The sequence below is a fragment of the Amaricoccus macauensis genome, assembly GCF_049800915.1.
GTDB lineage: Bacteria > Pseudomonadota > Alphaproteobacteria > Rhodobacterales > Rhodobacteraceae > Amaricoccus > Amaricoccus macauensis_A.
The window spans coordinates 336,332-348,427 of record NZ_JBNAFY010000001.1; the positions used below are offsets into that span (position 1 = coordinate 336,332).

Genomic DNA, 12,096 nt, shown 5'->3' on the forward strand with positions numbered 1-12,096 from the left:
TGATTCAGAGGGAGGAAAAGACTTATGAAGTTCAGAAAGACCATGCTCGCCGCAGTTTCAGTATTCGCGCTTGCAATGCCTCTTAGCGCTTCGGCGCAGGGAGTTTCACCAGAAACTGCCGAGCAAATCCAGGCGATGCTCGCCGAGATGCAATGCGAGATGGATCCGAGCGATATCGAAGTCGAGGATGACGGCTATGAACTCGACGATGTGTTCTGTGCCGATGGTCAGTACGATATCGAGCTGGATTCCAACCTGAACGAAACTGGCCGTCGCAAAGAGTAGCAGTAGCAGACCGAAGCGACCGGGCTCGTCCCGGCCCTGACGCTTGCTGGGCTATCTCAGCCGCGGTGGCTTGTCCGGATCACTTCCTGGTTCGACTGGTGCCTGAGGGTGGTGATTGGTTCTATCATCAGGCAGCTCGATCCTCACCGAAACAGCCTCTATCTGTGCCCGGCTCGGCGCGTCGTTGTCGAGAAACGTGACGTCCAGCCGTGCGTGTTCGACACCGCTGAAGCGTACCGCCTCACCAATTGCAGCTGCCACATCCTTTCGCGCGCCTTCCGGTACACCAAAGAGAACGAGCAGAAGCGCGTTATCGTTCTCGGAGAATTCCGCCTCCACCAAGTGTGCCTGGTCTATCACAGAAGAAAGCGCGGCCAGTTTGGGATCCAGAGAGGCCATCAGTCCGGAGGGGAGGTGGCGCGGCATCGCGATACCGGTGATCCTGGCTTCGTGCAGTTCCGGATCCCCCTCGCCAAGCTGTGCCATCCACCTGACCGCTTCGGGAGGAAGCAGCATCTCTGAAGGTGCCACGCCAAGGTTGAGTGCCAGGCCGACCTGTTGAGTGGAGATCATTTCCACCAACCGCCGCCCCGGAAGCGCGATGTAGGGCGAAGGCTCATCCAGGAACTCGGCAAGTCTTTCACCGCGGTCGAAGGCAAGAATGAACTGGCCTTCATCCATTTCGAACAGATGCGGTTCGATGTGGTCGCGCTCTGGTTCTTCCGCCAATAAAAGGAACAGCTCAGCGTCCATGATCCGTTCCAGAAGGCGCATGTAGAGACCGGTGTCGTCCGGATCGGCCTGCGTGGCGTTAAAGGCTGCGTCGATTGCGGTCTCTGTCATTTCTCTCCCGATCCGCCGGGGTCCGTGTCTACCAAGGTCTAGCGATGTTGCAGGAGGTTGCAAACCCGTGCTTGCAATACAGGCACGAGTTCTTTTTCGAACCATGGGTTGCGCTTCAGCCAGCCGGTGTTGCGCCAGGAGGGGTGGGGAAGCGGAATGAAGTGCTGCGGCAGTTCGCGCCAGTCGGCGACTGTTTGCGAGACCGATCTCGATTTTCCACCAAGGTGCCATTTTTGCGCGTATGCGCCGACAAGTAGCGTCAGCTGAATAGCCGGCATGGATCCAAGAACACGCTTGCGCCACGTTTGGGCACAAATTGCCGGGGGCGGTAGATCTGAACCGTGCGCATCATATCCGGGAAAGCAGAATGCCATCGGGAGAACGGCGATCCTGCTCCGATCGTAGAAGGTATCGCGGTCAATCCCCATCCACTGGCGCAAACGGTCTCCGGAAGCGTCATCAAATGGACGACCCTTCTGATGCACCTTCAGGCCGGGTGCCTGACCACAGATTAGGATCGAGGCAGTTTCAGAGAGCCAGGGAACCGGTCTTGGCGAATGGGCGGTTCGGGTCGCCGCGAATCTGTCGGCACAGATGCGGCAGTGTTGAATCTCGGCAGAAAGCTCTTCAGCTGTCATTCGAGATCAAAATTGGGTTTGGTGCAAAACTGTCCAGCAGGGTTTCCGCGGCAATGTCAGGCGGGAGTTCTCCACTGGCAACCTTGCTCGCCAGTTCCTCGCGGTGCGCGGCAATCTTGGGGTCTCGTTCCAGCCTTGCCATGAGGCCTGCTTCTATCGCATGGCTGAACCAGGTCTGTGCCTGTGCCGCACGACGGGCATCCCAGGTTCCGCTTTGTTGCCTGCCGGTAGCCAACGCTTCGACCGCATTCCAGGCTTCCTCCAAACCGTCACCCGTGTAGGCTGAAACAGTCTGTGCCTTGGGAAACCCCTCGGGATCGCCGGGTCGAGCACGCATCAGTCGAAGCGCGCCGTGGTAATCAGCGCAGGTTCGCATGGCTTGCGGTTTGAGCTCGCCATCGGCTTTGTTTACGAGGATCAAATCGGCCATTTCCATGATGCCGCGCTTGACACCCTGCAATTCGTCTCCGCCCGCGGGCGCAAGGAGAAGAACAAAGATGTCTGTCATGTCCGCGACCATGGTTTCCGACTGACCGACCCCCACCGTCTCCACGAGAACCACATCGGCGCCCCATGCTTCGACAAGCAGAATTGTCTCACGGGTATTTCGCCCGACTCCTCCGAGGGTCGCCTTGCTTGGGGAAGGTCGGATGAAGGCTTCCGGCCTTCGCGAGAGGTGTTCCATTCTGGTCTTGTCCCCGAGAATGGAGCCGCCTGACCGTGCCGAGGAGGGATCCACCGCAAGTACGGCCAGTTTCAAGCCTCGTTCGATGAGGAAGAGGCCGAGCGCCTCGATGAAGCTTGACTTGCCGACGCCCGGCGTGCCGGTCAGACCGACACGCAGAGCGGGTTTCTCGCGACGTGGCAGGTCGGCGAGCAGTGACTGTGCCATCTGTCGGTGATCGGCGCGGCTCGATTCGACCAGGGTGATGGATCTCGCGAGCGCTCTGCGGTCTCCGGATGCGACTTGCGTTGCCATTTCGGATGCAACCCTCGCGCCTTCGCCCATGTCGTTTCTGCCCCTCACGCAAGCTTCATTTGGCCCGCCGGGTTCTTGCTTGGAGGTTTCCGGCGCATTTGGCATACACCAAGACCATCCGTCCGGAGTCAACCACATGCTGTATGCCAGATTTGCCCAGAAATTCGCAGGCGTCAGCCTCGCGACAGTGCTGTCGGTTCCGCTGCTCCCGCCATTGGTCGCAGCTGAACCCTATGAGGCGGTGTTCGATTTCAAGATTGCGGGAATTCGAGCGGGTGAGATAGCGATGTCAGGCCGTGACGAAGGTCGCAGCTACGAGGCAAATGCCGAAGTCCGGACAGCAGGAGTGGTGAGCATATTCGCCGATTTTTTCTATGACGGAACGGCAAAGGGCGGGGTTGCGGCCAATGGTCGGGTCGTTCCCGATAGCTTTGTCGCCAGTTCCAAGTCGCCAAGGGATCGGAGAGAAACGCGGATCGAGTGGGAGCAAGGCACCCCTGTTTTCGTATCCGTTGAGCCACCACGTTCGAGTTCGCCGGAACCATCAAAGCAAAGCGGCACTGTCGATCCCGTGTCGGCAAGTTTTGCGCTTCTGAGAGACGGACCGTCCGACGAGATCTGCCGCAACTCGGTAGACGTTTTCGATGGGTCTCGGCGCTCCAGGATCACGCTGGGTACACCGCAAACTGACGGAGAAAATCTGGTCTGCAATGGGAGCTATGAGCGCCTTGAGGGTGAAGGTAACAGCTTCAATACGAGTTCGTCCTATTCGTTTCGCGTAGTCTATCGCAAGGCCGGCGCTGGTGAGGCGCGGCTGGAACGGATCGAGACACGAACAGACTACGGTATGGCTGCATTGGTGCGGAAGTAGGGCCGTTGCACGCTACTGATCTGCCGATCGAAACGGTGCTTCCGAAGCTGGGGCATGCGCTGGCGACGTCAGGACATGCCGTCTTGCAAGCGCCTCCAGGCGCCGGAAAGACGACCCGCGTGCCGCTCTATCTCCTTGAAGCCGGTATGGTTGAAGGCCGCATCCTTATGCTCGAACCTCGCCGGGTCGCTGCCCGTTCGGCGGCGGAACGCCTGGCCGAAATGCTTGGTGAACAAATCGGGAGCCGGGTCGGCTATCGCATCAAGGGTGAAAGCGTGCGTGGTAGCCGGGTGGAGGTCGTCACGGAAGGCGTGCTGACGCGCATGATCCAATCCGACCCGGAACTCGCTGGTGTCGGATGCGTGATTTTCGACGAATTTCATGAGAGAGCCCTGCAGGCCGATCTTGGGCTTGCGTTGACGCTTGAATTGCGCGCTGCGCTTCGTCCGGACCTCAAGCTTCTCATCATGTCGGCCACGCTCGACGCCGAGCCCGTGGCGGAGCTGATTGGGGGGGCGCCGCTCGTCACGTCGGAGGGTCGGGCCTTTCCAGTAGAGACACGATGGCTGGATCGTCCCTGGTCCAAAGGGGCGCCACGGCGTGGGCAGTTCGAAACAGCGGTTGCCGATTTGGTCTGCACCGCGCTCGACGAAACCGAGGGTGGGGTGCTGGTTTTTCTACCGGGTCGGGGAGAGATCAGTCGGGTCGAACGGCTTCTCGCCGGGAGACTCAAGACCGACATTGTGATCCAGACGCTTCATGGTGGACTGAGGCCAGAGGTTCAGCGTGCTGCACTCAGACCGCTGCGTGAGGGGCGAAAGCTGGTCCTTTCGACATCGATTGCCGAAACATCTCTTACCATCCCAGATGTGCGCGTTGTGGTCGATGGGGGGCGTGCCCGGCGCTCGCGGTTTGATCCCGGATCCGGCATGGCACGGTTGGTGACCGAACCTGTGACGCGTGCAGAAGCGGAACAACGTCAAGGACGCGCGGGGCGCGTCGATCGAGGTTGGTGTTTCCGGCTATGGACGAAAGGCGAGGAGGGTGCCCTTTCAGCCTTCCCCCCGCCGGAAATTGCTTCCGCTGATCTCTCTCCATTGGCGCTTGAGCTGGCGATGTGGGGGGCGAGTGGCCCTGACGACCTCGCCTGGCTAACACCACCACCCCAGAGCGCCTTCGACGAGGCGCTCGCGCTGCTGAAAGACTTGGGTGCCGTGAGCGAGTCCGGACGCATCACGGACCATGGCAAGGCTCTGGCAGGGCTGCCGGTGCATCCGCGCCTTGCTCATATGCTGCTAGAGGCGAATTCGCGCGGGGCGGGGGAAGTCGCGTGCAATCTGGCAGCGCTCGTTGAAAACCGAGACCCGCTATCCAATTCCTCCTCGGATCTTTCTGACCGGTTGAAAGCACTGCGCGGCAAGCCCGTGGCGTTTGAAATTGATTGGGCGGCCCTGAACCAGGTCAGGGCCGAAGCCAAGCGCCTCAGGCGTCTCTTGCCCAAGAGTTCGAAGTCTGGGAGCAGCCTTTCTGCTGGGGCTGTCCTTTCCCTCGCTTACCCCGACCGTATCGCACAGCGTCGCACAGGTGAGGCGCCACGCTATCTGCTGACCGGTGGCAAGGGGGCTGTAGCGGCTCCGCAAGACCCCATTGGGACGGCGCACATGCTTGTAGTGGGTGATCTGGACGGCAATCCTCGGGAGGCCTTGATACGGCGCGCGCTCGTGGCGGCGGAGTCGGAGATTCGTGACCTTCACGCGAAGAACCTGAGGCAGGACCGAGTCTGCGAGTGGTCCAGACGAACGCGGTCCGTCATGGCCCGCGAGCGGTTGATGTTGGGTGCTGTAGCCTTGGAAGATCGGCGCTGGGCGGCAGCCCCGCCGGAGGCGATTGCCCAGGCGATGACGGAAGGCGTGCGGGATCTTGGCATAGAGGCTTTGCCCTGGGATGCTGGGGCCAGGCGCTTCGCGGCCCGGGTCGAGTGGCTCCGTGCGCGGGGAGAGAGGGAATTGCCGGACTTCTCTCCGGATGGCCTGATGGCGGAGGTCGAGCATTGGCTCATGCCCCATCTCTCGGGCATTCGGCGTGCAGATCAGCTCGCACAGCTAGATCTCTTGGCTGCTCTGCAAGCCCGACTGACCTGGAGTGAGCGCGAAAGCTTGGATCGGCTGGCTCCAGCTGCGATAACAGCGCCGACTGGAACCCGATTGCCCGTGAACTACGCCGATGATCCGCCTTCGGTTTCGGTGCGCTTGCAGGAACTCTATGGTCTGTCTGAGCATCCGGCTGTGGGTCCAGATCGAATGCCGCTGCTGCTCCATCTTCTTTCCCCGGCGCAGCGCCCGGTACAAACGACATCGGATCTTCCCGGCTTCTGGGCGTCCTCCTACAGCGATGTTCGGCGGGATCTTCGGGGGCGGTACCCGAAGCATTCCTGGCCCGAGGATCCTGCCAACGCGGTGCCGACGCGCCGAACGCGCAAGCCGCGAGATCGATCGGTCTAGGCTTGCTGCCAGCCACGCATGAGATCAGAATGGTGATCTCCAGCACTGACAGGGGCCTTCAGTTCCTTGCTCCGCGTCGCGCGACAATCAGCTAATCATTTGTCAACAATCCGAAACGCAGAGTTCGGATCCCCGGGGTGGTGGTTGCTGAATACCCTTCGCTGGGGGTTGAGCGCTCGTTGGAGGAGTGTTCTACTCACTGAAGCAAGGACCACGTCAGATCGTCCTCGGGAGGAAAAATATGAATGCGCCGCATCGGGAGCCTGGCTTCCGCGACTCCGTCAACATGATGTTCAACCACGCGGTCCGATTGATGGACCTCACTCCTGGACTGGAAGAGAAGATCCGGGTCTGCAATTCGACCTACACTGTGCGGTTTGGTGTGCGTCTTCGAGGAACAATTCATACTTTTACGGGGTACCGCTCTGTTCATTCGGAGCACATGGAGCCGGTCAAGGGCGGAATTCGTTTTGCCATGGGCGTGAATCAGGACGAGGTGGAAGCACTCGCCGCGCTCATGACATTCAAATGCGCTCTGGTCGAAGTTCCCTTTGGTGGATCGAAGGGCGGGCTCAGGATTGATCCGCGCGAATGGGACGAGCACGAGATGGAGCTGATCACGCGTCGGTTCGCCTACGAGCTCGCCAAGCGTGATCTGATCCATCCGTCTCAGAATGTCCCGGCACCGGATATGGGCACGGGCGAGCGCGAGATGGCCTGGATCGTCGACCAATATCGCAGGATGAACACGACTGACATCAACGCGTCAGCTTGCGTCACGGGCAAACCTCTGAATGCCGGTGGTATTGCTGGTCGAGTGGAAGCCACGGGCCGTGGTGTCCAATACGCAATTCAGGAATTCTTCCGACATCCGGAGGACCTCAAAGCCGCCGGTCTCGAGGGGGATCTCGAGGGCAAGCGTGTCGTCATCCAGGGCCTCGGCAACGTCGGGTATCACGCGGCAAAATTCCTTTCCGAGGAAGACGGCTGCAAGATCGTGGGTGTAATCGAACGCGATGGAGCGATTCTGGATCCGAATGGCATTCCAATCGAGTTCCTTCGTTCTCACGTTCAGGCAAGCGGTGGTGTGAAGGATTTTCCGAGGGGCACCTATGTCGAAGATGGCCAAAGCCTGCTTGAGCATGATTGCGACATACTCATTCCCGCCGCACTTGAATCGGTCATCAACCTGACGAATGCCGAGCGCATAAAGGCACCTCTGATCGTCGAGGCCGCGAATGGGCCCATTACGGCCGGCGCAGATGATATCCTGCGATCACGGGGGAAGGTCATCATACCGGACCTCTACGTCAATGCCGGGGGCGTGACCGTGAGCTATTTCGAATGGGTCAAGAACCTCAGCCATATCCGGTTCGGTCGTATGCAGCGCCGCCAGGAAGAGGCGCAGAACCAGATGCTCGTGAAGGAGATTGACCGGATTCTTTCCGTGTCCGGTGCGGAACACGGACTCTCCAAGGCATTCAAGGAGCAGTTCGTGCGCGGTGCCGGCGAGTTGGAACTGGTACGTTCCGGCCTGGATGACACGATGCGGACCGCCTACCAGTCCATGCGGGAAGTCTGGCATTCAAGGAAGGGCGTCGAGGATCTGCGAACGGCGGCCTATATCGTCTCGATCGGTCGCGTTGCGGGCAGCTATAGGTCGAAGGGGCTGTAGTGCCGCCTCTTGCGCACGAACACCTGTCGATCAAGTGACGGGAGAACGTCTGGCGGCCTACGACTCCGCAACGGTATCCCGCCGAACTGGCGTTGCGTTCGAACGGCTTTACTCTCTCGATGCGGAAGGTTATCGCACCGATGACACAGGGAGGTATACATGGCAGACGCGCCCGCTTTTCGGACAGTTCAAATTGGGGATATTGCTGTTGCGAATGCGGCGCCCCTGACGTTGATCGCGGGGCCTTGCCAGCTTGAAAGTCTCGATCATGCCATGATGATCGCCGAGGCAATGGCTCAAATTTGCGCTGAACAGGGTCTGGGCTATGTCTTCAAGGCATCCTTCGACAAGGCCAACCGAACGTCGTTGAAAGGCCAGCGCGGCGTCGGAATTGACGAGGGACTGTCGATCCTCGCCGAAGTCCGTGCGCGGGTCGGTTGCCCGGTCTTGACCGACGTACATACGGCGGATCAGTGCGCTCCAGCAGCAGAAGCTTGCGATGTATTGCAGATCCCCGCCTTCCTTTGCCGGCAAACCGATCTCCTGCTCGCCGCTGGTGAGACGGGCGCGGTGATCAACGTCAAGAAGGGGCAGTTCCTCGCGCCTTGGGATATGGTCAACGTCGCGGCCAAAGTGGCTTCCACCGGTAACAACAGCATTCTTCTGACTGAGCGTGGCTCATCCTTCGGGTACAATACGCTGGTCGCCGACATGCGTAGTTTGCCGATCATGGCGCGGACCGGCTATCCGGTCGTGATGGACGCGACCCACTCGGTGCAGCAGCCAGGGGGGCAAGGCGGGTCCTCAGGGGGACAGAGGGAATTTGCTCCCGTGATGGCGCGAGCGGCCGTTTCACTGGGCGTTGCAGCGGTGTTCATCGAAACCCATGAAAACCCGGATAGCGCGCCTTCCGACGGTCCCAACATGGTTCGGCTTGACGAAATGGGACGGTTGGTGGCGGACCTTGCGGCGTTCGACAGATTGGCGAAAGCGCGACCGCTGACGATCTAGAGGCGTTGTCCGTCTCAGAGAGGCAGTGAGATCATTCAAATCAAATTCTCACTTGTGATCGCTGAGATCACTGAATAGAAAGCGCACAGTTGGGGCGTAGCTTAGCTGGTAAAGCAGCGGTTTTTGGTACCGAAGAGCGCTGGTTCGAATCCAGCCGCCCCAGCCACCTGGTGACCTCTATCAACCCGCGTTGCACGGCGAGAATGATGTAATCGGCGCGGCTTGGATGATGACCGACCGGGTTCATCTTGCGTTGTCTATTCTCCTTGCCGTCCCATGGCTCACGCGCCCTCGGCCTTCTGGATCTGGACCAGCCTTCTGATGTTGTAGGCGATGTTGGCTATGCCGATCTTCGCCTTGGCCCTTGCGATCCCGATGGTTCGGATCGTGAGACCCATGGCCTGTTTCTGAACGGCGAAGACATGCTCGATCGGTGCACGGTGCTTCGAACGAGTGGCGTTGCCGCGACGGATATGCGCGGGCATCGGCTTGCCCTTCGGCTTTCGGCGATGGACATGGCTGATGAAACCGTGGCGCTCCATGAAGGCCTCGTTCTTGCGGGACCGGTAGGCACTGTCGGCCCAGACGCCTGAGGCGGTGTTCGAAGAATCCAGCAGCCCCCGGCGCAGCATCCTGCCGTCATGAGCCGCCGCGTCGGTGACATCCCAGCGCCGGATCAGGCGATACTTCCTGTCGATGCTCGTATGAGCCTTGTAGCCGAAGGAGGGGATCGCGATATCCGCCATCGGCTTGCCGTCCTCCCGGAGCCGGGCCTTGCCGAACTGGACTGTCCACCGGGCCGAGGTATCCTTCTGGCGTGCCTTCGAAGGATTTTCCGGCCAGATCTGGTCTGCGGTCCTGCCGTCCCTGATCTGGCGCTTCTCGTCATCGGTATTGCGCTGCTTCGGTGCCGCGACCAATGTGCTGTCGACGAGTTGGCCCGACATCGCGATGTAGCCGGCGTCGCGCAGGGCCTCGTCAAAACGCTTGAACAGACCCTCTATGGCACCGGCCTTGATCAGTCGTTCCCGAAACGCCCAGATCGTCTTGGCGTCGGGAACCTTGTCATGCAGTCCCAGCCCCAGAAAGCGCATGAAGGACAGGCGATCGGAGATCAGGAATTCCGCACGCTCATCGCTCAGATTGTTCTGCGCCTGGATCACCAGGATCTTCATCATCAGAACAGGATCGAAAGGCGGGCGGCCGCCTTTGGCGCCGTCCGAATACTTCAGCGCGCTCTCCAGGTCTGACCGGAAGATCTCGAAATCAACCGCCCCAGCATAAGCCTCGAGTTGATCGCCGAGATCGCTCAACCGCTTCAGCCTCTCGTCGATGTCAAAGAACCCAGGTTGTCTCGCCATCCCGACCTCGCCCGTTCCCACAGAACCATTGAATCAGGAAAACGCCAATCTGGCGAGGTAAATAGAGGTTTCCACCTTCTCAGCATTCCTTTCAGGCCCCTTTTCGCTGAAATGGCGGGCATCTACTTGTTTCGGATGGCAAAATCACCTGTTTGCCGGAGCCGATACCCAACGTTCCAGTGACATTCTGTCAGGAACTGGAACCTTTCACCGGTCTTGAGCACCGCATCATACGCGCACAGCTTCACGTGATTGGTGTATGCCGGTCGGACGTGGCGTTTCCGACGTCGCGACGCAGTGCCGGGGGGACCCCATGACCGTCGATCATCTGATATCCGATTATGGCCTTTGGGCGATCTTTCTGGGCTGCTTTCTCGAAGGGGAAACCGTCGCGATCACGGGTGGCGTGTTCGCGCACCGGGGGCTCCTAGTGCTGTGGAAGGTGGCCGTGACCGCTGCATGTGCTGCGGTGAGTTCGGACCTCCTGTTCTTCCTGCTGGGGCGTTATTTTAAAGGCAATTCCTGGGTGCGCAGGATCATGGCGCTGCCGAAATTTGCCGCTGTCATGGTGCGGATCGATAAGAGGCCAGGCCGCTTTGCCTCGGTGTTTCGGTTCATCCCGGGAATGCGGATCATCGGCCCTTTGGCGCTCGCGCAGAGCCGGATTTCGAGCGCGGAATTTGCCGTTCGCGCAGGGGTCTCTGCGGGAATATGGGCCGTGTTCTTCACCACGGCGGGGCATTTCGTCGGGCGCTTCATTACCCTCATATTCGGACAGGTCGACAGGACGGAACTGCTGTTTTTCGTTCCGGTGTCGATCGGTGTGATCCTGATCGCGATCGTCATTTGGCGACGAAAAGGCAGCGGTGCGCGGAGGGGCTGAGGATGGCGAATTATGCCGCAAAGACAGTCGCTTGGAGCCTGAATATTCGATGCATATTCCATGCATATTTCATGCATACGATTTTCGCACCGAGACGGTGAAGCCCATCGCGGAGGGCGCCATTCAGACGGGCCGGTTTTCGAGGGCTCGTCCCATCCTCCAGATCCGCGCCTGAGCACCCGGGAGACGTTCGAGTGAGGAACTCAAACCGCGGCACTGAGTTGTTTGCGACGCGCGAAAGGGCCGTGTTTCGGTGGGATAGGATCGCGGGGGCTCGAGACGTGCCGCATCGCGTTGCAGCACGTCCCGTAGGACAAGGTATCAGCCGACACTTTCCTCGTGATAGTGTTCGTCGTCGGAATGCTCGACTTCGACTTCGATTTCGATCTCGCCCACACCCTCGAATTCAAGGTGGGCATGGAAGTGATCGCCGGCCTCGACATGCTCCTGCACGTCGTGGAAGACGATGTGGATGCCACCCGGCTGCATTGTCAGGGTCTGACTCGGCGCAATCTCCAGCGCCGTAATCTCCTGGATCGACATCTTGCCGCTCTGGTCGACGCTTGGCGCCTGAAACACGCCCGGTTCGGCAAAATCGACCTCAGCCGCGGTCAGAACAGCGGGCGTTTTGTTCGTGTTCTCGATGGTGACGAACACGTTGATCGAATGGGCCGTCGCCCCGGCCTCGACGGTGTAGGCATGGCTGACGACGATACCGGCATCTCGAGCGGCTTCGCCGTCGTGATGTGCTGTAACCGGAACGGCCAGAAGAAGCGCCGCGCTGGCCGCGGCGATGGTACGAATGAACATCAATGTTCCTTTCCGGGGCCCTCCGCCCCTGTTGCAAGGTCGTCTCCGTCCTCCGGCTGGTCTCCTGGCTTGCGGGTCGCTGCGTGCCTCTGCCTTCCCGGTCCCTTGCGGGGACCAGTGGCCTGGGGAGGAACGCTCGCCGCTTACAGTTGCGGGGGCAGCGCCGGACTTTCACCGGCTTCCCAATTTCTCCAAAACGGACCTTTGGATGTGATCTAGTTAGCAGGCGGTGGCGAGGC

General features: G+C 60.0%; 11 protein-coding genes, 1 tRNA gene and 1 riboswitch. Of the genes, 7 read left to right on the forward strand and 5 right to left on the reverse strand.

All coding sequences use genetic code 11. The features are described 5' to 3' along the window. Positions 1 to 24: 24 nt before the first annotated feature. Positions 25 to 285, forward strand: a complete 261-nt coding sequence (locus tag ACP15W_RS01425) for a PepSY domain-containing protein (protein WP_424931042.1) — start codon at positions 25 to 27, stop codon at positions 283 to 285. Between the two features lie 51 nt (positions 286 to 336). Here the strand turns inward: ACP15W_RS01425 and ACP15W_RS01430 are convergent, their stop codons facing one another. From ACP15W_RS01430 to meaB, 3 genes are read right to left on the reverse strand one after another with little or no spacing between them, the layout of a single operon-like run. Then, positions 337 to 1,128, reverse strand: a complete 792-nt coding sequence (locus ACP15W_RS01430) for an SseB family protein (RefSeq protein ID WP_424931043.1) — start codon at positions 1,126 to 1,128, stop codon at positions 337 to 339. Positions 1,129 to 1,166: 38 nt separating this feature from the next. Further along, positions 1,167 to 1,766: a uracil-DNA glycosylase family protein gene (locus tag ACP15W_RS01435; protein WP_424931044.1), complete on the reverse strand. Its 600-nt coding sequence runs from the start codon at positions 1,764 to 1,766 to the stop codon at positions 1,167 to 1,169. Continuing rightward, positions 1,756 to 2,745 (reverse strand): methylmalonyl Co-A mutase-associated GTPase MeaB, encoded by a 990-nt coding sequence (meaB, locus tag ACP15W_RS01440; protein WP_424931045.1) that lies wholly within the window; start codon positions 2,743 to 2,745, stop codon positions 1,756 to 1,758. Before meaB ends, ACP15W_RS01435 begins: the two co-directional genes overlap by 11 nt. Positions 2,746 to 2,773: 28 nt before the next feature. Between meaB and ACP15W_RS01445 the strand changes: the two genes are divergently transcribed. From ACP15W_RS01445 to ACP15W_RS01465, 5 genes are all read left to right on the forward strand, one after another. Continuing rightward, positions 2,774 to 3,616: a DUF3108 domain-containing protein gene (locus ACP15W_RS01445; RefSeq protein ID WP_424931046.1), complete on the forward strand. Its 843-nt coding sequence runs from the start codon at positions 2,774 to 2,776 to the stop codon at positions 3,614 to 3,616. Positions 3,617 to 3,621: 5 nt separating this feature from the next. Then, the gene (gene hrpB / locus ACP15W_RS01450; protein WP_424931047.1) at positions 3,622 to 6,117 is read left to right on the forward strand and encodes an ATP-dependent helicase HrpB; all 2,496 of its coding nucleotides are present in this window, start codon (positions 3,622 to 3,624) and stop codon (positions 6,115 to 6,117) included. Positions 6,118 to 6,358: 241 nt separating this feature from the next. After that, positions 6,359 to 7,792: a Glu/Leu/Phe/Val family dehydrogenase gene (locus ACP15W_RS01455; RefSeq protein ID WP_424931048.1), complete on the forward strand. Its 1,434-nt coding sequence runs from the start codon at positions 6,359 to 6,361 to the stop codon at positions 7,790 to 7,792. A gap of 159 nt (positions 7,793 to 7,951) precedes the next feature. Then, positions 7,952 to 8,803: a 3-deoxy-8-phosphooctulonate synthase gene (gene kdsA / locus ACP15W_RS01460; protein ID WP_424931049.1), complete on the forward strand. Its 852-nt coding sequence runs from the start codon at positions 7,952 to 7,954 to the stop codon at positions 8,801 to 8,803. Between the two features lie 90 nt (positions 8,804 to 8,893). Next, a tRNA-Gln gene (locus tag ACP15W_RS01465) sits at positions 8,894 to 8,969 on the forward strand. A gap of 115 nt (positions 8,970 to 9,084) precedes the next feature. Here the strand turns inward: ACP15W_RS01465 and ACP15W_RS01470 are convergent. Next, complete coding sequence (locus ACP15W_RS01470; RefSeq protein ID WP_424931050.1) at positions 9,085 to 10,164, reverse strand: IS5 family transposase; 1,080 nt, start codon at positions 10,162 to 10,164, stop codon at positions 9,085 to 9,087. A gap of 313 nt (positions 10,165 to 10,477) precedes the next feature. Between ACP15W_RS01470 and ACP15W_RS01475 the strand changes: the two genes are divergently transcribed. Beyond that, positions 10,478 to 11,047, forward strand: a complete 570-nt coding sequence (locus tag ACP15W_RS01475) for a DedA family protein (protein WP_424931051.1) — start codon at positions 10,478 to 10,480, stop codon at positions 11,045 to 11,047. 321 nt (positions 11,048 to 11,368) lie between these two features. Here the strand turns inward: ACP15W_RS01475 and ACP15W_RS01480 are convergent, their stop codons facing one another. Next, the gene (locus ACP15W_RS01480; RefSeq protein ID WP_424931052.1) at positions 11,369 to 11,857 is read right to left on the reverse strand and encodes a copper chaperone PCu(A)C; all 489 of its coding nucleotides are present in this window, start codon (positions 11,855 to 11,857) and stop codon (positions 11,369 to 11,371) included. A 37-nt stretch (positions 11,858 to 11,894) separates the two neighbouring features. Then, a riboswitch (cobalamin riboswitch) is annotated at positions 11,895 to 12,078 on the reverse strand. Between the last annotated feature and the right edge of the window lie 18 nt (positions 12,079 to 12,096).

Bases quoted from the DNA above. Each gene is read 5' to 3' on its own strand.
- ACP15W_RS01445 (WP_424931046.1), top strand. From the start codon at position 2,774: ATGTCGTTTCTGCCCCTCACGCAAGCTTCATTTGGCCCGCCGGGTTCT.
- kdsA (WP_424931049.1), top strand. From the start codon at position 7,952: ATGGCAGACGCGCCCGCTTTTCGGACAGTTCAAATTGGGGATATTGCT.
- ACP15W_RS01480 (WP_424931052.1), bottom strand. From the start codon at position 11,857: ATGTTCATTCGTACCATCGCCGCGGCCAGCGCGGCGCTTCTTCTGGCC.
- ACP15W_RS01435 (WP_424931044.1), bottom strand. From the start codon at position 1,766: ATGACAGCTGAAGAGCTTTCTGCCGAGATTCAACACTGCCGCATCTGT.
- ACP15W_RS01425 (WP_424931042.1), top strand. From the start codon at position 25: ATGAAGTTCAGAAAGACCATGCTCGCCGCAGTTTCAGTATTCGCGCTT.
- ACP15W_RS01455 (WP_424931048.1), top strand. From the start codon at position 6,359: ATGAATGCGCCGCATCGGGAGCCTGGCTTCCGCGACTCCGTCAACATG.
- ACP15W_RS01475 (WP_424931051.1), top strand. From the start codon at position 10,478: ATGACCGTCGATCATCTGATATCCGATTATGGCCTTTGGGCGATCTTT.
- meaB (WP_424931045.1), bottom strand. From the start codon at position 2,745: ATGGCAACGCAAGTCGCATCCGGAGACCGCAGAGCGCTCGCGAGATCC.
- ACP15W_RS01470 (WP_424931050.1), bottom strand. From the start codon at position 10,164: ATGGCGAGACAACCTGGGTTCTTTGACATCGACGAGAGGCTGAAGCGG.
- ACP15W_RS01430 (WP_424931043.1), bottom strand. From the start codon at position 1,128: ATGACAGAGACCGCAATCGACGCAGCCTTTAACGCCACGCAGGCCGAT.